The 19,156-nt window shown below is 69.3% G+C and carries 14 protein-coding genes and 1 pseudogene; 6 read left to right on the plus strand and 9 right to left on the minus strand.

The features are described 5' to 3' along the window. Positions 1-51 precede the first annotated feature (51 nt). The 3 genes from LAJ19_RS11975 to LAJ19_RS11985 are packed head-to-tail and all read left to right on the plus strand — an operon-like array spanning position 52 to position 5,239. Positions 52-1,428 carry a GH1 family beta-glucosidase gene (locus LAJ19_RS11975; protein WP_225475978.1) on the plus strand — a complete coding sequence of 459 codons (1,377 nt, stop codon included), beginning with the start codon at positions 52-54 and terminating at the stop codon, positions 1,426-1,428. Next, positions 1,425-3,053, plus strand: a complete 1,629-nt coding sequence (locus LAJ19_RS11980; protein ID WP_225475979.1) for a glycoside hydrolase family 43 protein — start codon at positions 1,425-1,427, stop codon at positions 3,051-3,053. The genes LAJ19_RS11975 and LAJ19_RS11980 overlap by 4 nt, the downstream gene beginning before the upstream one ends. After that, entirely contained in the window at positions 3,050-5,239 is a 2,190-nt protein-coding gene (locus LAJ19_RS11985; protein ID WP_225475980.1) for a glycoside hydrolase family 3 N-terminal domain-containing protein, read from the plus strand. Before LAJ19_RS11980 ends, LAJ19_RS11985 begins: the two co-directional genes overlap by 4 nt. A 53-nt stretch (positions 5,240-5,292) precedes the next feature. Here LAJ19_RS11985 and LAJ19_RS11990 read toward each other — a convergent pair. From LAJ19_RS11990 to LAJ19_RS12000, 3 genes and pseudogenes are all read right to left on the minus strand, one after another. Beyond that, positions 5,293-5,902, minus strand: a pseudogene (locus LAJ19_RS11990) (histidine phosphatase family protein). A 73-nt stretch (positions 5,903-5,975) separates the two neighbouring features. After that, entirely contained in the window at positions 5,976-6,638 is a 663-nt protein-coding gene (locus LAJ19_RS11995; protein ID WP_225475981.1) for a nucleoside deaminase, read from the minus strand. Then, on the minus strand, positions 6,635-7,243 hold the full coding sequence (locus LAJ19_RS12000; protein ID WP_225475982.1) for a GGDEF domain-containing protein: 609 nt from the start codon (positions 7,241-7,243) through the stop codon (positions 6,635-6,637). The genes LAJ19_RS11995 and LAJ19_RS12000 overlap by 4 nt, the downstream gene beginning before the upstream one ends. A gap of 258 nt (positions 7,244-7,501) precedes the next feature. On the opposite strand from LAJ19_RS12000, the gene groES reads away from it, so the two are divergent. Then, positions 7,502-7,789 carry a co-chaperone GroES gene (gene groES / locus LAJ19_RS12005; RefSeq protein ID WP_225475983.1) on the plus strand — a complete coding sequence of 96 codons (288 nt, stop codon included), beginning with the start codon at positions 7,502-7,504 and terminating at the stop codon, positions 7,787-7,789. A 143-nt stretch (positions 7,790-7,932) separates the two neighbouring features. Then, positions 7,933-9,570 (plus strand): chaperonin GroEL, encoded by a 1,638-nt coding sequence (gene groL / locus LAJ19_RS12010; protein WP_225475984.1) that lies wholly within the window; start codon positions 7,933-7,935, stop codon positions 9,568-9,570. A 587-nt stretch (positions 9,571-10,157) separates the two neighbouring features. Here groL and LAJ19_RS12015 read toward each other — a convergent pair. Then, on the minus strand, positions 10,158-10,799 hold the full coding sequence (locus LAJ19_RS12015) for a hypothetical protein (RefSeq protein WP_225475985.1): 642 nt from the start codon (positions 10,797-10,799) through the stop codon (positions 10,158-10,160). Between the two features lie 1,315 nt (positions 10,800-12,114). Continuing rightward, positions 12,115-13,314, minus strand: coding sequence for a benzoate/H(+) symporter BenE family transporter (locus LAJ19_RS12020; protein ID WP_225475986.1), 1,200 nt, complete (start codon positions 13,312-13,314; stop codon positions 12,115-12,117). A gap of 95 nt (positions 13,315-13,409) precedes the next feature. Between LAJ19_RS12020 and LAJ19_RS12025 the strand changes: the two genes are divergently transcribed. Next, a complete protein-coding gene (locus tag LAJ19_RS12025; RefSeq protein ID WP_225475987.1) occupies positions 13,410-14,840 on the plus strand; it encodes an aminotransferase-like domain-containing protein in 1,431 nt (476 codons plus the stop codon). A gap of 554 nt (positions 14,841-15,394) precedes the next feature. Here the strand turns inward: LAJ19_RS12025 and LAJ19_RS12030 are convergent. From LAJ19_RS12030 to trmH, 4 genes are all read right to left on the minus strand, one after another. Continuing rightward, on the minus strand, positions 15,395-15,901 hold the full coding sequence (locus LAJ19_RS12030) for a hypothetical protein (RefSeq protein WP_225475988.1): 507 nt from the start codon (positions 15,899-15,901) through the stop codon (positions 15,395-15,397). Between the two features lie 160 nt (positions 15,902-16,061). Then, positions 16,062-17,294 carry a 2,3-bisphosphoglycerate-independent phosphoglycerate mutase gene (locus LAJ19_RS12035; RefSeq protein WP_225475989.1) on the minus strand — a complete coding sequence of 411 codons (1,233 nt, stop codon included), beginning with the start codon at positions 17,292-17,294 and terminating at the stop codon, positions 16,062-16,064. Between the two features lie 121 nt (positions 17,295-17,415). Beyond that, positions 17,416-18,234, minus strand: a complete 819-nt coding sequence (locus tag LAJ19_RS12040; protein ID WP_225475990.1) for a TerC family protein — start codon at positions 18,232-18,234, stop codon at positions 17,416-17,418. 217 nt (positions 18,235-18,451) lie between these two features. Beyond that, the gene (trmH, locus tag LAJ19_RS12045) at positions 18,452-19,120 is read right to left on the minus strand and encodes a tRNA (guanosine(18)-2'-O)-methyltransferase TrmH (RefSeq protein ID WP_225475991.1); all 669 of its coding nucleotides are present in this window, start codon (positions 19,118-19,120) and stop codon (positions 18,452-18,454) included. Positions 19,121-19,156 lie beyond the last annotated feature (36 nt).

A 19,156-nucleotide genomic window follows, 5' to 3' on the forward strand; every position in this document is an offset into this window, starting at 1 on the left:
CGGACGACACCCCCCGCCCGCCCCGATTCCCTGCATTTTCCGGAGTTCCTCATGACGAACCGCACCCCTGACCCTGCCCGCTTCCCCGCCCGTTTCACCTGGGGGGTCGCCACCAGCTCGTACCAGATTGAAGGCGCGCCCTTCGAGGACGGCAAGGGACCCAGCATCTGGGACACCTTCAGCCACACGCCCGGCAAGACCGTGGGCGGCGACACCGGCGACGTGGCCTGCGACCACTACCACCGCCTGGACGAGGACCTGGACCTGATTCAGAGTCTGGGCGTAAACGCCTACCGCTTCAGCATCTCGTGGCCGCGCGTCCTGCCGCAGGGGCGCGGCCCGGTGAACCAGGCGGGCCTGGACTTCTACAGCCGCCTCGTGGACGGCCTGCTGGTGCGCGGCATCACGCCGTGGGTGACGCTGTACCACTGGGACCTGCCACAGACGCTGGAGGACGAGGGCGGCTGGACGGTCCGCAGCACCGCTGAAGCCTTCGGCACGTACGCGGCGGTGGTCGCCGCGGCGCTCGGGGACCGCGTGCGGCACTTCATCACCCTGAACGAACCATGGTGCTCGGCGTACCTGGGGTACGGCACCGGCGTGCACGCCCCCGGCCACACCGACCTGAAAGCCAGTTACGCGGCCACGCACCACCTGATGGTCGGGCACGGCCTGGCCATGCAGGCGATCCGCGCGCACGCGCCCGGCGCGCAGGCCGGCATCACGCTGAACCTGTACCACGCCTACCCCGCCACGGACAGCGCGGCCGATCACGGCGCGGCGCGGCGCCTGGACGGCTTCCAGAACCGCTGGTACCTGGACCCCGCGTACGGGCGCGGCTACCCGCAGGACATGGTGGAGCTGCTGGGCGACCTCAGCCCGCACGCGCAGGGTCTGGTGCACCCGGGCGACACGGAACTGATGGGGGCGCCCACGGACTTCCTGGGCATCAACATGTACTCGCGGGCCGTGGCGCAGGACGCGCCCGGCGAGGGCTTCCTGCACGCCCGGCAGATTCAGCCTGAAGGCAGCGAGTACACCGGCTTCGGCTGGGAGGTCGCGCCGGACAGCCTGACGGACCTGCTCGTGCGCCTGCAGCAGGATTACGCGCCGCACGCCATGTACATCACCGAGAACGGCAGCACGTACCCCGACACGGTGGGACCCGACGGCACCGTGCATGACGCGGAGCGCACCCGGTACCTGACCGAGCACCTCGCGGCGACGCAGGAGGCCCTGGCGCGCGGCGCCAAGGTCAGCGGGTACTTCGCGTGGTCCCTGATGGACAACTTCGAGTGGGCCGAAGGGTACGACAAGCGCTTCGGGATTGTCCACGTGGATTTCAGCACGCAGGCGCGCACCCTGAAGCAGTCCGGCCGCACGTACCGGGAGTTCCTGGCCCGCACGCGTGACACGGTCGGGGCATGACCGACACCCTCTCCCCTCCCCCGGCGGGGACAGTCACGGTAACGAACCCGGTCCTGCCGGGTTTCCACCCGGACCCCAGCATCCTGCGGGTCGGTACCGACTACTACCTGGCGACCAGCACCTTCCAGTGGTGGCCGGGCGTGGCGATCTACCACTCGCGGGACCTGGTGCACTGGCGGCTGGCAGCGCGGCCCCTGACGCGCGTCTCGCAGCTCGACATGCGCGGCAACGCTGATTCCGGCGGCATCTGGGCGCCGTGCCTGACGCATGACGGCGAGCAGTTTCACCTGATCTACACGGACGTGAAGTCCTGGGGCATCGCGGAGGCGTTCAAGGACAGTCACAACTACCTGACGACCGCGCCCGCCATTGAAGGCCCCTGGAGCGAACCGGTGTCCCTGAATTCCAGCGGCTTCGACCCGAGCCTGTTTCATGACGTCCCCGAGCAGGGTGGTGACGGCCGCAAGTGGCTGCTGAACATGGTGTGGGATCACCGTCCGGGCCGCAACGCCTTCGCCGGCATTGCCCTGCAGGAGTACGACCCGTGGGCGAAACGCCTTGTGGGCGAACGCAGCGTGATCTTCACCGGCACGGACCTGCGCGTTACGGAGGGGCCGCACGTGTACCGCAGGGACGGCTGGTACTACCTGCTGACCGCCGAGGGCGGCACCAGCTGGGAGCACGCCGTGACGCTGGCCCGCTCGCGCTCCCTGCACGGCCCGTACGAGGTGCACCCGGACAACCCGCTGATCACGGCAGTGGACGCCCCGGACCTTCCGGTTCAGAAGGCCGGGCACGCCAGCCTGGTCAGCACCCCCGACGACCAGTGGGTGATGGCGCACCTGTGCGGGCGGCCCCTCTCACCGCGCGGCGCGTGTCCGCTGGGGCGCGAAACGGCCCTGCAGGCGATCGAGTGGCCCCCGGGCGACTGGCCGCGCCTCGCGCAGGGCGGGCGGCACCCGGCGCGGCACGCGCAGCTGCCCGCCCTGCCCCCGCACCCCTGGCCGGCGCAGCCGGCCCGGGATGAGTTCCAGGGGGACACGCTGCGCCCCGAGTGGCTGACGCTGCGCGTGCCGGCCGAGCAGCTGGGCGCGCAGCTCACGCCAGCCGGGCTGGTGCTGCCGGGCCGGGAGTCCCTGATGAGCCGGCACCACGTGGCGCTGGTGGGCCGGCGCCTGCAGGCGCTGCACGCCCGGATGCGCACGGAGCTGAGTTTCGACCCGCAGGACTTTCAGCAGATGGCGGGACTGTGCGCGTACTACGACAGCCGCAACTGGGTGCAGCTGCGCCTGAGCCGCGACGAGCACGCGGGCCGGGCGCTGAACGTCACGTCCTGCGAGAACGGCGTGTACCGCGAGCACCTGCCTCAGGACGTGCCGGTCGGGGACGCGGGCGCCGTGGGCCTGGAGGTTCGCTACAGCGGCCACACGTTCGCCTTCGCGTACCGCGCCGCCGGAGCAGGCTGGACGCCGGTCGGCCCGGCGTTCCCGGCCGGCCTGCTCAGTGACGAACACTGCGGCGGCCTGAGCTTCACCGGGACTTTCCTGGCCCTGACCTGCCAGGACCTCAGCGGCCAGCGGCGCCCCGCCACGTTCCACTGGGCAGAGTACCGGGAGGGCGTGTGACGCGCCGCACCCTGACGGCCCTGCTCACCCTCACACTGGCCGCCCACGCCGGGGCGCTCACCGGTCCCGCGGCGGCCGACGCCCAGGCGCGCGCGCTGCTGGCCCGCCTGAGCCTGGAGGACAAGATCGGGCAGGTCAGCATGGCGCACATGTTCCGCTTCACCGAAGGGGACCGCAGCGCGCCGCTGCGCGCCGACGCGGCGGGCGTGTTCGGGCGGCTGCGGCCGGGAACGCTGCTGAACGGGGGCGGCGACGCCCCTCCGCAGAACACCCCGCGCGGCTGGGCCGATTTTCTCGCGGCGCTGGATTCCCTCGGCCGCGCGAACAGTCCGCACGGCGTGCCGGCCGCGTTCGGTACGGACGCCGTGCACGGCGTGAACAACGTGCCGGCCGCAACGCTGTTCCCGCACAACCTCGGGCTGGGCGCGGCGTTCAACCCGGCGCTCACGCGGGAGGTGGCGCAGGCCACGGCGCGGGACCTGCGGGCCCTGAACACCGCGTGGACCTTCGCGCCGGTCGCGGACGTGGGACGCGATCCCCGCTGGGGCCGGTACTACGAGACGTTTGGAGAGGCGCCGTGGCTGGTGGCCGACCAGGTGGACGCCGCGGTGACCGGCCTGCAGGCTGAAGGGGTGGCCGCCACCCTGAAGCACTTCACGGGGTACGGCCTGCCCAGCCTCGGCATGGACCGCGCAAACGCGGAAATCAGTGCGCGGGCGCTGCATGAGGTCGTTCTTCCGCCCTTCCAGGCGGGTATCCGCGCCGGGGCCCTGAGCGTCATGGCGAACAGCGGCAGCGTGAACGGCGTGCCCGTTCACGCCTCCCGGACGCTGCTGACGGACGTGCTGCGCGGCGAACTGGGCTTTCAGGGTCTGCTGGTCAGCGACTGGAACGACATTGACCGGCTGGTGGGCACGTACCGCACCCATGCGGACCTGATGCAGGCGGCGGCGGCCAGCGTGAACGCCGGCATTGACGTCTACATGGTGCCGAACACCCTGGAAGCCTACCAGGCTGCCCTGCGGGACGCCGTGCAGGCCGGGCTGGTCAGCGCGGCGCGGCTGGACGAGGCCACCCTGCGGGTCCTGACCTTCAAGGCCCGGCTGGGCCTGCTGGACGCCCCCCTGAGGGGCAGCGGCGTGCTGGAGGATCACCGGGCGCTGGCCCGCCGCGCGGCGGCCGCCACCCTGACGCTGCTGGAAAACCCGGCCGGTACGCTGCCCCTGCGCACGGGCCGGGTGCTGGTCACCGGGCCCGGCATGGACAGCGCGGCCATGCAGCTGGGCGGCTGGAGCGTGAACTGGCAGGGTGTCGGGAAGGGCAATGTCCCGGTCGTGCCGCGCGTGAGTACCCTGGCGCCGGCCCTGAAGGCTACGGCGCCCGTGGGTATAACGGTGAGCGCCCTGCCGGACGGCAAGAGGCCGCAGCTGCTGGCCGCAGCGCGGCAGGCGGACGTGATCGTCGCCGCCGTTGGAGAGGCACCTGGCGCCGAGTGGATGGCGAACAACCCGGCCCTGACGCTGCCAGAGGCGCAGGTGACCCTGCTGCGCGACCTGCTGGGCACCGGGAAGCCGGTCGTGGCGGTTCTGCTGGCCGGGCGGCCGCTCGTGCTGCCCGCCGACGTGCAGTCCCGCCTGTCGGGGCTGGTCATGGCGTTCCTGCCTGGCACAGAAGGGGGCGCGGCCCTCGCCGACGCGCTGCTCGGCCGCGCAGGCTTCCCGGGCCGGCTGCCGTTCACGTGGCCGGACACGCTCGCGCAGGTGGGGCTTACCGCCGACCGGCCCCCGGAAGGCGCCGGGGAAGCGCCGCTGCCGCTGTACCCGCTGGGGTACGGCCTGGACTACACCACCAGTGCCGCCCGGGACCTGGCGGTGACCGTCACGCCGGAGGGCGTGCAGCTGAGCGCGGCGCTCAGCAATACCGGCGAACGCACCGGGACCGTGACGGTCGTGGCGCGCGTGACCCGGCCGGCCAGCGGGGGCCTCGCGGAGGCGGCCGGGCGGCCCGTCGCGGCGCTGCAGGCTGTGCTGAAGGCCGGGGAGACCCGCACCGTGAGCGTGACCGTCCCGCGCGAGCGGCTGAGCAGCTGGGTAGGGGACGCGTTCGGCCCGGGCGGCTGGCAGCTTCCGGGCGGCGTGTACCGCTTCACGGCCGGGGATGGCCGCGCCGAACTCACCCTGCCCTGACCCACCCGGCCCGGCGCCCTTTCACCGTTCGTGGCGGAGGGGCCCGCCGGGGGTCAGTGGTCCGGCAGGTGCGGGGTGCGGTTCACGTCGGTCAGTTCTGCCGTGTGGCTCCCGCGGTGCAGGCGCACCGTGGCGAACGCCGTATCGCGGAAGGTGAACCACCCGCGGGCCGCACCGAGCAGCTCGCGCAGCAGGGTGTTGCCGAAGCCACCGTGCGTGACGATCAGAGCATCCTGCCCGCCGCCCTGCCACACGAGTTCCAGGGCGTGCAGCGCCCGGGCACGAATGGCGGCCTGACTCTCCCCGCCGTCACAGGTCAGCGGGTCAAGGTCATGACGGAAGACCGGGATGGGGTAACGCGCCAGGGCTTCCCCGCGGTCCAGGCCGGCCAGCGGGCCGTTGTCCCACTCGCGCAGCAGAGCGCTGGGCGTGAGGGGCACGCCCAGCGCGGCCGTGACGATGCGCGCCGTGGCGTGCGCGCTCAAGGGTGGAGCAGTACGCGCGGTCAAACCCCGGCGGGCGCGCCTGCCAGAACGCCGCGAGTGCGTGGGCCTGCGCCTCCCCTTCCGGGGACAGCGGGCTGTCGTACCGTCCCTCGTGAACGTTCTCGTCGTCGGCGCGACTGCGGCCATGCCGCAGGAGGGTCAGGTGCCGGTGAGTCACAGGTGCCTCTCCCGCCTGCCCCCGTTGCGCTGTACCGGACGGAAAAGGCGGCGCTTCACAGCGGCCGGGCGATTCACGTGAGCACCCGCAGGACCTCGGTCAGGGACGCCCGGTGCCTTCGCAGCGCAGCCAGCGTGCCGGCGGCGTGCAGCGCGCAGGCCACGTCCACCTCCCGCTGATGCTCGTGAAAGGAGCGCAGCAGCGTGCCCTGGTGGTCGTGCCCGTCCTCCAGAAAGCTCACGAGGGCCAGCCGGAGCGCGGCGCGCTGCACGTCGGCCGGGGCGCGCAGAACGCGGATGCCTTTGCGGGACACGTACGGGTCGTCGGTGAGCAGGTGCGTGCACCCGGCCCAGGGATCGGGCGCGGCGTACGCAACAGCCCGCAGGCCGCTCATGGCGATTGCTCCGGCGCACTGCGGGCACGGCTGCACGGTCGTCAGGACCGTCCAGGCGTGGCAGTCTGGGCGGGGCGCGCCTGTCAGGTTCAGCAGGGCGTTGATTTCCGCGTGCGCGAGGTCATGTCCGCGGATCACGCCGCCCTCCACGCCGCGCGGCTCGCTCAGACGGTTGCGGCCCCGCGCGATCACGGCGCCGCTCGCGTCGGTCACGCATGCGCCAATGGCGTACGAGCCTGCGCAGTACGCCTCCCACGCTTCAGACAGCGCCGCCGTCCATCCCGGGCTGAGGGGCGCGGGCAGGGTGGGGTCACCGGCTGGACCGGCCTGGGGGGTTGTCACAGGGCTCCGCGGTGTTTCTCGATCAGTTCGTCCAGCGCTTCGCGCAGCAGGCTGGCCTCGGTGCGCCCCAGGGCGCCGCTGAGTTTCGACAGCCGGTCCAGCTGGCTTTTGGCGTAGTAGTTGCTTTTCAGCACCATCTTGCTCTCCACGTAGATGCAGGCGCGGGCGCGCCCCTCACGTTTGGCGCGCAGCAGGGCCTCCTCCGCAGCGCGGTACAGGTCGGCGTAGGTGGTGGCGTGGGCGGGGCGGGCGGCAAGGCCGGCGCTCAGGCCCAGGCTTTTGGGCCACTGTGGGTCGCGGTGAATGTGAAAGTGCTTGATGACCTCGTCGAGGAGAATCAGGGCCGTTTCGGCCGCTGTTTCCGGCAGGATGGCGGCGTACTCGTCGCCGCCGATGCGGCCGACGACACTGCCGCTCGGGAGGCTGCTGCTGAGCAGGCGCTCGATGACGCGCAGAACGCGGTCGCCTTCACCGTGACCGAGGGTGTCGTTCAGGGTCTTGAAGTGGTCGAGGTCAAGGACCGCGAGGGTCAGGGGAGCGCCCCTGAGGTCATTGAAGGCGTCCTCAAAATCTGTGCGGTTCAGGACAGCGGGTCGGGCAGCCATGGTCGGACCTCCATAAAGCAGGACGAGAGGGCGTAGGTATGTTCCTCTTACATATATATGTTCGTTGTATCAGATTATAAGCACATATTTCGATTGTGCGTGCTGGCGCACCTTGAGCGCCTCACGCTCAGATTGTCAGATTGCGGAAGTTGACAATTTTTTCATCGCAGGTCTATTGTTGCGTTCGGAACGGCAAAAACGCCGGGGCACCCGGTCCACACGCCGACCCCACCCCACATCCCATAAGGAGGACAAGACATGCTGAAACCCCTAGGTGACCGCGTTCTGGTTGAAATCATCGAGGAAGCCGAGCAGAAAACCGCCGGCGGCCTGTTCGTCCCTGACACCGCCAAAGAAAAGAGCCAGCGCGGCAAAGTGATCGCCGTCGGCAACGGCAAGGTGCTCGACAACGGCACCCGCGTCGCGCTTGACGTCAAGGAAGGCGACACCGTGTACTTCGCCAAATACGGCGGCACCGAAGTCAGCCTGGAGGGCAAGAACTACAGCATCCTCGCCGAACGCGACATCCTCGCCATCGTCGAGTAAAAGCGTTGAGCGCCGGACCCCACTGCGCCACAGTCCGGTCCACGCGCCCGCTTTCCGCTGCGTCCTTCCGTCCCACTCAGTAAAAGCACAGGGCCACCCAGCACCCGCCGGTTCCGGCCCAGCGCCCTTAAAGGAGCACCACCATGGCTAAACAGCTTGTGTTTGATGAAGCCGCCCGCCGCAGCCTCGAGCGCGGAGTCAATGCCGTCGCCAACGCCGTCAAGGTCACCCTCGGGCCCCGCGGCCGCAACGTCGTGATCGAGAAGAAGTTCGGCAGCCCCACCATCACCAAGGACGGCGTGACCGTCGCCAAGGAAATCGAACTCGAGGACAAACTCGAGAACATCGGCGCGCAGCTTCTCAAGGAAGTCGCCAGCAAAACCAACGACATCACCGGTGACGGCACCACCACCGCCACGGTGCTCGGCCAGGCCGTCGTGAAAGAAGGCCTGCGCAACGTCGCCGCCGGCGCCAACCCCCTGGCATTGAAGCGCGGCATCGACAAGGCCGTGGCCGCCGCCATCGAAGAAATCAAGAAGCTCGCCGTGCCGATTGAGGACAGCGACGCCATCAAGAAGGTCGCCGGCATCAGCGCCAACGATGAGCAGGTCGGTCAGGAAATCGCCAGCGCGATGGACAAGGTCGGCAAGGAAGGCGTCATCACCATCGAAGAAAGCAAGGGCTTCGACACCGAAGTCGACGTCGTTGAAGGCATGCAGTTCGACAAGGGCTTCATCAACCCCTACTTCATCACCAACCCCGAGAAGATGGAAGCCGTCCTCGAAGACGCCTACATCCTCATCAACGAGAAGAAGATCAGCAACCTCAAAGACATGCTGCCCGTCCTGGAAAAAGTCGCCCAGACCGGCAAGCCCCTGCTGATCATCGCCGAGGACGTCGAAGGCGAAGCCCTCGCGACCCTCGTCGTGAACAAACTGCGCGGCACCCTGAACATCGCCGCCGTGAAAGCCCCCGGCTTCGGTGACCGCCGCAAGGAAATGCTGCGCGACATCGCCGCCGTGACCGGCGGGGAAGTGGTCAGCGAGGACCTCGGCCACAAACTCGAGAACACCGGCATGGAGATGCTCGGCCGCGCCGCGCGCATCCGCATCACCAAAGACGAAACCACCATCGTGGACGGCAAAGGTGAGCAGAGCGCCATCGACGCCCGCGTGAACGCCATCAAGGGTGAGCTCGAAACGACCGACAGCGACTACGCCCGCGAGAAACTCCAGGAGCGCCTCGCCAAACTGGCCGGCGGCGTGGCCGTCATTCGCGTCGGTGCCGCCACCGAAACCGAACTGAAAGAGAAGAAGCACCGCTACGAGGACGCCCTGTCCACCGCCCGCTCGGCCGTGGAAGAAGGCATCGTCGCCGGCGGCGGCACCACCCTGCTGCGCGTCATCCCCGCCGTGCGCAAGGCCGCCGAAGCCCTCAGCGGTGACGAAGCCACCGGCGCCCGCATCCTGATCCGCGCGCTTGAGGAGCCCGCCCGCCAGATCGCCGCGAATGCCGGCGAGGAAGGCAGCGTCATCGTGAACGCCGTGATCAACAGCGACAAGCCCCGCTTCGGCTTCAACGCCGCGACCGGCGAGTACGTCGATGACATGGTTGCCGCCGGCATCGTGGACCCCGCCAAGGTGACCCGCACCGCGCTGCAGAACGCCGCCAGCATCGGCGCGCTGATCCTCACGACCGAAGCGATCGTGAGCGACAAGCCCGAGAAGGAAAAAGCGGCTCCCGCCGGCGGCGGCCCCGACATGGGCGGCATGGACTTCTAAAAGAGCTGACGCCTGACCGTCGGACACTGGCGGTCAGCAGAGGAACGCCGGAGCATCACGCTCCGGCGTTCCTCTTGCTGGGTGGCGGACCCAACACCACTTGTCACAAGGCCGTTTCGCCACCGCGCTGCAGGCCAGCACACTTGCCAACGGGCGGCGTACAGCACAGCGTCTGACATTCAGCACTTCCGGGGCTTCAGCGCGCCGCGAGGGCCAGTGGAAGTCCACGGCGCGTCAACCTGTTCTGACTGTCACAGCAGTGCGATCACCTCTGCGGTGGCCCGCGCCCCGACAGAGCCAGGGGGCTCCCGGACAGTTCAAGGCCACCCCCCACTCCTCTCGTTGCACGGTGCTCCTGCCCTTCAGGCGGCAACCACCAGACTGAACCTCGCAATTCCATCGAAGTGGTTCACTCCCTCTGGAAGCCGAAGGCGAAACGCATTGTTCTGCCGGACTCGGTTCAGCCTGACACCAGGGGCTCAGCCCCTGACACTTTGGCAGTGGCGCCAACCTCCTGTGTGGGGATCCTGCAGCGGCGCAAAGCGCGGCCGTCAGGACCAGCTGCGCGCCCTGGGTTGCAGGTCCCCTCAGCCCTCTTCGTTCTCCTGCTCCTCATCCATGCCCCCACCGGCCGTGTATGCGTCCTGCGCGTACAGGAAGGCAAGGCCATGCGCAGCGGCGAACTGCAGCACCGCCTGCACGCTGCGCAGGTACACGATCAGGTAGCCCACGTTATCGCCTTCTTCGTCACCATGCAGGTGCCGGTCCATGTACGGTTGCGCAGAGATGCTCTTCGCGCGCAGAAAGGCAAGAACCTCTTCCTCCCCATGCATGCCTTCGGAGAGCTCCGCGAGGGTGCCCGGATGCGCTTTGCACCACTCAAAGAAGGTGGAGAACGCCGTGTCGACGCGCGCCAGTCCAGCGGGCGTCCGCAGGAGAGTGAAGTTCCTGGCGCTGCCGTGCACGCGGTCCTCGACCCGGTACATGCAGCGTTCGCCGGTCAGGAACGCCAGCGCCGGCACGTGCGCCTGACCCAGCAGGGTCTCCAGCGCGCTATCAGCGTAGCCGTTACGCGACGAACCCCACGTCATCGCCAGATGCCCTGGTGCGGGCGTGGGCTCTGCAGTCTTCGCCTCGTACAACGCCTGGACGATCTCGACCGTCGAGTACAGGTCCTGAGCGGTGTGCCGATCAACGGCTTTTGCAACGGCATCAACATGCAGGGACATGGGTGCAGTGTAGCCAGCGCCTGCCTCACAGGCCGGGCAGGTGCGGCATCGCGGTCGCAACCGTCACGATCCTCGTGTCCTGGTGGTGCGCGGCATTGCGGGCCATTATCGCCCTCCGGCCACCTGACTGCGCCCCATCGTGTCTACGACGCCCTTGGGATCAAGAGTCCGCTGCCCGGCACGAGCGCACTGTGACGCCATGCTCAAGGCAACATCTGTTCCCGCTTCCGGGCCACAGGCTGAACTCACTCTCCCAAAACGGCAGTGTCATCCGCCTCAACGCTTCAGGCGCCCCTGGGCGGCACGCAGATCTGTTTCCGCATGGATCAGGTCACGGGTCCAGAAAGCCAGTCGGATTGCGGGGAAACCATCAGCGTCACTGAGAAGGAAGAGCCGGGGCAGTAACAGGGCCGGGAGGGAAAGGTTGAACAGGGGGAAGTGCTCGCCGGGAAATATCTGTCCGGGCAACTGGCTACAGGGCTCCGGCAAGCTTTTCCTGAATGACAGGATGAGGGGCGAACCACCAGCGCCACGGACCTTCACGCTGAACCCGAGGGAAAAGGACGCGGCAAGGGATGTGCCTGTGCTTCCGGCGTGAGTTCACGCTGGAGGGAACCCACACCAACGCGCCAGGACCGGCTGATGTGTCGTGCTGTTTCTCGGAATGGCCGGTGTGCCGGCCAGCCATCGGCCTGGAGCTCACGGTGGCTCAAGGGGCACCCCGCATCAGGGGAAGCCAGCGTTCATGTGGCGCCTGAATGAAGAAAGCAGCCCCAGGGGGCTGCTTCGGTTGGGGCAGTGGCTCCGGGTTGACCGGTCTTCCGCTGCTCGCGCGTCCGTTTTTTGTGAATCCCAGAGGTGGACGCCTCCCTCAAGTGCGCTGTGCCCATCCGGTGCCAGGGAGCGGTGGATCCGGGCCGCGTAAAGGTCCGGGTTCTCGCGCGTGCTCCGCGTCGGCGTCGTGTGGTGATCGCTCGGTCTATGACGCAGAGGGATCGGCACGGCACGGCCTCGTCAGGCCAGAAATGAAAGTATAACAGGCGGTTGGTTCTTTGTCAAATCAGTCGGCGGCGTTCTGTTCTGAACGATTCCTGGACGGCCAGCCAGCCCACCCGGACTGGCTGTCGCGTCAGCGCGCCCAGCAGAGTGTGCTTCGCCCGGCCAGCCAGACACCGGGCCTCCATCCTGCCCAGGACGTCGGCCCGCGCCAGCTCAGGAGGTGCGGCCCGGCACTCTCACGACCGGGCACACCTCTATGGTCAGGCACAACCTGAACAGCGCCGCCCCGGCAGGCCGCCGTGGTCGCAGGCGGGGCTCACGCGGCTTTCGTGCGGGTTTCCACGGCGTGCACCACCAGCCCCGCCAGGATGCCCCAGAACGCCGCGCCGATGCCGAGCAGGCTCACGCCACTCAGGGCCACCAGCAGCACAACGGGAGCAGCGAGACTCCCAGCCTGCATACCCTGAAAAGCGCCCTGGAGACTGCTGCCCATGGCCGCCAGCAGGGCCAGCCCGGCCAGCGCCGCCAGGGCCTGGGCAGGCAGGATGCCCAGCAGGTGCAGGACCGTTCCGGCAAACAGGCCCACGGCAATGTTGAACACCCCCGCCCACACCGCCGCCGTGTACCGGCGGGCAGGCTCAGGGTGCGCTTCGGGACCGCTGACGATGTTCGCTAGCAGGGCGCCCAGCGTGAGGTTGTGACACCCCAGGAACGCCGCGCCGACACTGGCCACGCCGCAGGCCCGCAGGACCGGGCCGGGCGCCGGCTCGTATCCATTGACTTTCAGGACGCCGAAACCCGGGACGAACTGTCCGGTGAACGCCAGCAGGGTCAGTGGCAGCGCGAGGTTCAGGGTGGCGTGCAGGCTGAACTGCGGCAGCACCAGTTCCGGGCGGGTCAGGGCCAGCGGGGCGGGTGTGGGGTGCCACAGGTTCAGTGCGGCGCTGACCAGGACGCCCGTCACCAGAACCCCGGCGACGGCCCAGCGGGGCGCGACCTGCCGCAGCACGAAGTAGGTAACGATCATGGCGCCCACGAGGGCGGGTGTCTCCCCGAAGGCCTGAAGCGCCCGGAACCCGAACGGCAGGAGAATTGCGGCGTTCAGCGCGGCGGCCAGTGGCGCCGGAATGGCCTGGAGCGCCCGGGTGAGGGGCGGGAAGGTGCCCAGCAGAATCACCAGCAGGCCCGACGTGAGGAAAGCCCCGACGGCTTCAGGAAAGGGAATGCCGGGCAGCGCCGTGACGAGCAGCGCGATGCCGGGGGTGCTCCAGGTGCTCAGGATCGGCATCCGGAAGCGCAGGCTCAGCAGGATGCCGGTCACGCCGGTGAAGATGGCGTGCGCCCATAGCCATGACATGGCGGTGCCCACGCTCAGGTGTGCGGCCTGCGCCACGGAGTAGATCAGGACGTTCGGGCCGGCCCAGCCGATGATCACGGCGATCAGGCCGCTGAGCAGCGCACTGGGGTGCGAGTCCCGCCAGAAGGAGGCGGCGGGCCGGGCGGTCAGGGTCGTCATGAGGAGAGTGTGCGCGGCCAGTGGCCTGGGCGGGAGGGGCAATGGCCTGCGCATTGGCCTGCTCGTCTGCACAGATTGGCCTGTACCCTGAAGCGGTGCCTTCCCCTGCTCCCCTTCCGGACGCGCCCCGCTGGGCCGCTCTGCTGGACGGCTGGCGCGCCGCGCCCGGCGCCCTGCATGAACGGCTCGGCGAGCGGCTGCGCGCCGCCATTGAACGGGGCGAACTGCCACCTGGGGCACGCCTGCCGGCCGAACGGCCGCTCGCGGCGCTCCTCGGCGTCAGCCGCGCCACCGTGGTAACGGCGCTGGAGGACCTCACGGTGGGCGGGTGGGTCACCCGGCGCGTGGGCAGCGGCACCCACGTGGCCTCCACCGCGCCGCGCGCCGCGCCTCTCCTGACGCTGCGCACCCCTGCCGCGGGCGTTCCCACCGCCGAACTGGACTTCACGATCGCCGTACCTCTCCTGACCGACCGGCACCGCCAGCAGCTCCGGGAAGCCAGCCTGGACGCCTACCGGGAAAGCGTGTACCACCCCCACGGGCTGCCCGACCTGCGCGCCCTGCTGGCTGAAACGTACACCCGCGAAGGTCTCCCCACCCGCCCGGAGCAGGTCATCGTGACCAGCGGCGCCCAGCAGGCCATCGCCCTGAGTGCCGCCACCCTCCTGCGCCGCGGGGACGCCGCCCTGCTGGAAACGCCCACGTACTTCGGGGCCATCGACGTGGTCCGCGCGGCCGGCGCGAAGCTGATCGGCGTGCCGGTCACGCCCGGCGGCGTGAATCCCGACACGTTCGCAGCGCTGGCCCGCACGCACGGCCCCCGCCTGGCGTTCCTGACCCCCACCTACCAGAACCCCACCGGCACCGTGCTGCCCGCCGGCGCCCGGCAGCGCCTCGCGGCGTTCCTGCACGACGCGCAGCTGCCCACCCTGGAAGATGACACCCTGCTGGACCTCGGGTTCACGCCGGCGCCTGCCCCGCCGCGCCTGAGCGCACTGGCGCCCGGCGCACCGGTCATCAACGTGGGCTCCCTCAGCAAACTGTACTGGGCGGGCCTGCGGGTCGGCTGGATGCGCCTGCCGCCCTCCCTGGCCGCGGCGCTCGCGCAGGCCAAGACCCTCGCGGACTTCGGCGGCAGCCTTCCGGCGCAGCACACCGCGCTGCACCTCCTGGCGGACCTGCCCGGCCTGATCCGCGACCGGCGCGAGCACGTCCGCCCCGCCCGGGACCTGCTGGCACAGCTGCTGCGCACCCACCTGCCCGACTGGACGTTCACCGTGCCGGACGGCGGGCAGTTCCTGTGGGTGCAGCTGCCCCGGCCGCACGCCAGTGCGTTCACGCAGCACGCCGCCCGGCACGGCCTGCGGCTGTTTCCCGGCGCCAGCATGGGGGTCACGCCCCTGGCCGATCAGTACCTGCGCCTGCCGTTCACGCTGGACCCGGCACAGCTTCCCGAAGCGGTGCGGCGGCTGCAGGCCGCCTGGACTGAATTCACGGCCCGCGGGGGTTCCGAACGCCTCGCCTGAGGAAGTGCCACGGCAGGCCCGCTGGAGAGGCCGTTCGTTGGGGAACGCCTGACCGGCCCAGCCCCGTTTCTCCACTCTGCGGAAGTCCGGCGTGCGCGATACCCAGCAGGGAGCAGGCGAGCCGGGGCAATTCGTCATCCCGGCGGTCGCCGGTCCAGGGTGTGACGCGCACCAGGTGCCCGTAGCCGCAGGTTCAGTTGCCAGGCAGATCGGCGACCGCGAGGGCTCTTTCCTGCGGGGAGCGGGCGCGGAGCCACCCGGCACGGAACTTCCGCGCAGGTTTGCGGGCGGTCAGGTGACCCGGCTCGTCGCGCTGCGCTGCACGGCGTTCAGACCTGCGTGCGTCCAGTCGGCACTCGCAGCGGTCCACACGGCCAGGTCAGAGCCGGAGCTGACCGACTCCAGGAACGGTCCCACCTGGCCGGGGCAGGAACTGCACGTCGTTCCCGCCTGGCTGACCGTGCCAGAGCGTTTCATCCAGGTCGAGAACCAGCAGGGGCCGCGTCACGAGGGCCCAAAAGCAAACCCCTCCAGGCTGGAGGGGCGCACCGGGGTTACTTGTTTCCCTGGCTCTTCTTGTACTGGCCTGGGGGCATGCCGCCGGGCTTCTTCTGGAGGCCGGGCGCCTTGGCCCACGCGGCCTGGCGGCCCATGACGTTCACGAGCGGCTGGCGGGTTCCGTCCTTGGTTTTCACGGTCACGCTCTGCGCCTGGAGGGGCTGGGCGGTCGTGAGCGGCTGCGCCAGCGGGTAGATTTCCTTGACGTAGGTGGTCGTGCCGGGCACCTGGGTCAGCACCTGCACCTGCGTCAGGGGGGTGGAGGGGTACGCGGGGTTCACGACGATCCCGCCGCCGCTGCTGAGGGTCGCGGCCGGCTGGCTGGTGGGGGTCAGGAACGTCACCTTCACGCCCTGCGCGAGCAGGTTAGCCACGCTGGCCGCGGTCTGCGCGATGGTGGGGAACTGCAACGAGGCGCTGATGTTCACGCTGAGGGTCTGGGCGGTGGCCGTGCCCAGAACAGGCGTAAACGTCAGGGCGGCGAGCATCAGGGCTTTGCGCATAGGGAACCTCCTGGTTGCCGGTGGGCAACCCAACAGGCTCACCTTGCCGCGTGAAGCTGACGGCAGCCTGAATGTCCACCCAAGAGGACTTGTGAAGCGGGCGGGACAACACGAACGCCACCCGCGCCCGGTCAGGCGGGGTGGCGGGGGGGGACGGTCCTTACGCGCCGTACTTGTTCAGTTTCAGGGCGTTGGCCATCAGGAGCGGCATCAGGTCGGTGCCGCGGCGCAGGCCCAGGCTGCCTTTCAGGGCTTCGTCCTCCGTGAAGCGCTGCGCCGGGTCCTTGCGGCCGTAGGCGCTGCGGATCAGCAGGGGCACGGGGTGCCAGGAGTGCGTGGCGAGCCGGCTGGGGGTGCTGTGGTCGCCGACAATGGCGATCACGTCGGGGTTCAGGGCAAGCAGTTGCGGCAGCAGGGCGTCGAACAGTTCGATCTTCTTGACTTTGGCTTTGAAGTCCCCGTCCTCACCGGTGGAGTCGGTTTTCTTCACGTGGAAGTAGAAGAAGTCGTACTCACTCCAGTGGTCGCGCAGGGCCTGCACCTTGCCGTCCAGGGCGTCCTCCTCGCCCTGAACGGTGAGGACGTCCATGCCCACGAGGCTTGCAAGGCCCTTGTACATGGGGTAGCTGGCGATGCACGCCGCTTTGAGCTGGTACGCGTCATCGAAGCTGGGGAAGTGCGGCACGTCGCTGTACCCGCGGAACAGCACGCCGTTCACCTGCGGCTCGTCCTTCAGGGCCGCTTCGGCCCGCTCCACGAAGGCGTTCACGAGCTGCGCCGTGGCCTGACTGGCGTCGTCGTGCGCCTGGGCGGTCAGGGGGGGCACGCCGGTGGCCTGCGGGTCCACGTCGCTGAGGTTGGCGCCCAGGGCAAGGCCGCCGGCCGCGCGGAACACCACCACGAAACGGTGTTCGCTTTCGGTGTAGATCTCGACCGGCGTGCCGCTGATGTCCTGGATGGACGCCTTGAGGCGGGCGACAATCTCGGCGTTCTTCTCATCACTGGGCCGGCCGGCGCGGCGGTCCAGCACGACGCGGCCCTCCCCCAGGGTGGCGAAGTTGCCACGCACGGCAACGTCACCGGCGCCCAGTTTCACGCCGATGCCCACAGCACTGAGCGCGCCGCGGCCCACCACGTACCGCAGGGGGTCGTACCCGAAGAGGCTCAGGTGGCCGGGGCCGCTGCCGGGGGTGATGCCGGCCCCGACGAGTTCCACCGCGCCCAGCTGGCTCTGCACGGCCAGGGCGTCGAGGTTGGGGGTGTGCGCCGCGGCCAGTTCGGTGTCACCGTTCGTTTCAAGGGGAAGGCCGCCGACGCCGTCAAGGACAACCATCAGGATCTTGCTGTCGGTCTTCTTGGCGAGGTCGCGGATGGTGTCGAGGAGGTCACTCATGAGGCCCAGTGTACGCCGGACACTAAGCGGAGCAGGTCAGGGCATATGGGCAGGTGCGCCCCGGGCACACAAGGCGCGGGCCGCGTCCCGGAAAGGAGCGGCCCGCGCAGAGACTCAGGCGTCAGCGGCCGTCGATGCGGCCGTCGGCGGCGTCAGCGACGGTGTCGTCCATCTCATGCACGATGGCCTGCGCCCTGGCGTCAGCCTCCGCATCACTCATCACCGGGTGGCGCGTCGCCAGGAACGTCCCGATCACCGCGATCGCCCCCATCACGCCCCAGAACAGCGCCGTCGGCATGTGCACGGTCGGCACCCACGGGAAGACCTCATGCGCGGCCTCCAGCGTCTCCACCCCCAGCTTCACCGCAATCCACCCCACCAGGGCGTACGCCACGTTATCGAACGCCGGGTACTTGTTCAGCAGCTTCAGAAACAGCGTCGCCGCAATCCGCATCAGGATCAGCCCGATGATGCCGCCGATCACCACGATCGTCAGGCCCTGCTCGCGCGGCATCCCGCGTGGAATCAGGGCCACCCCCGCCAGAATGGAGTCCACGCTGAACGCCAGGTCCGTGAGGTTCAGCAGCACCACCGTCGCCCAGAAGCCGCGCCCTTTGGCCTGACCGTCGGCGTCCTCCTCGGTGCTCTTGTGCTTCACGAAGTGCGAGATCGCGAGATACGCCAGGTACGCCGCGCCGAACGCGCGCAGCCACCAGTACTCCAGGATGTAGCTGGCGAGCAGCACCCCGACGATGCGCAGCACGACCGCCCCGCCAATCCCATAGGCCAGGGCCTTGCGTTGCAGCTCGCCCTTGAGGTGACGCACCATGACCGCCAGGACCAGGGCGTTATCGGCCGACAACAGTCCCTCCAGCAGAATCAGGGTGCCCAGAATCGCCCAGAATTCAGGCGTGATGGGCGGCAGTTCCAGTCCAAACATCAGCGGGCTCCGGCGGCGCCGAGCGCCGTCTGTACAGTGTGTTTCCTCATGTCAGTTCCTCTGGCCCCACAGCCGCCTCAGGGGCGGCTCAAGAGGCGCGGTGTCCGGGTCAGTGTACCGAATGACCCTGCGGCCGACCTGCGGTGTTCGTGAACGTTTTGCACGCAAGGCCGGCACGCGACGGGGGACACCGGTGGAGGGCACGTGCCGGGCGGGTTCAGGCGCTGAGGATCTGGCCGTGATCGTCGAGTTCCGGGTACGTTTCGCCGCGCGCGCGGTACTCCGGAGCGAGGTCGGGGTACGCCCACTCGAAGGCCCAGCGGCGCAGCTCGTCGGGGGTGAGTTGCGGCGCGTCGTACAGCCCGGCGGCGAGTCGCTGGCGCTGCGCTTCGAACAGGATGGTGGCCGCGGCCACCGAGACGTTCAGGCTCTGCACCATGCCGAACATCGGAATGATGATGTTGTGGTCGGCGGCGTCGGCGGCCTCGTCGCTCACGCCCCATTTCTCCGCGCCGAGCAGCACGCAGGTGGGCCGCGTGTAGTCCAGTTCGCGGTAGTCCACGCTGCGCTGTGAGAGGTGCGTGGCGAGCACCTGAAAGCCCTGTGCCTGCAGGGCCTGTACGGCCTGCACGGTGTGGTCGTGCCGCTGAACGGGCACCCACTTGTGGGCGCTGCCGCTGGTGGCTTCGAAGGTGTGCCCGTCGAACGCGGCGAGCTTTCCGCCGCGGGGCGGCACGGCGTGGGCCTGCAGGACCCCCACGGCGTCGCAGGTGCGCACGATCGCGGAGAGGTTGTGGGGTTTGTTCACCTCGTCCATCAGGACGGTCAGGGTGGGCTGCCGTTTACTCAGCACGCGCAGGATCTTGGCGTAACGCTCCGGGGTCATAACGCTCCAGGGTACCGCACGCCGCTCAGGGCCGGT

Source organism: Deinococcus taeanensis (genome assembly GCF_020229735.1).
GTDB lineage: Bacteria > Deinococcota > Deinococci > Deinococcales > Deinococcaceae > Deinococcus > Deinococcus taeanensis.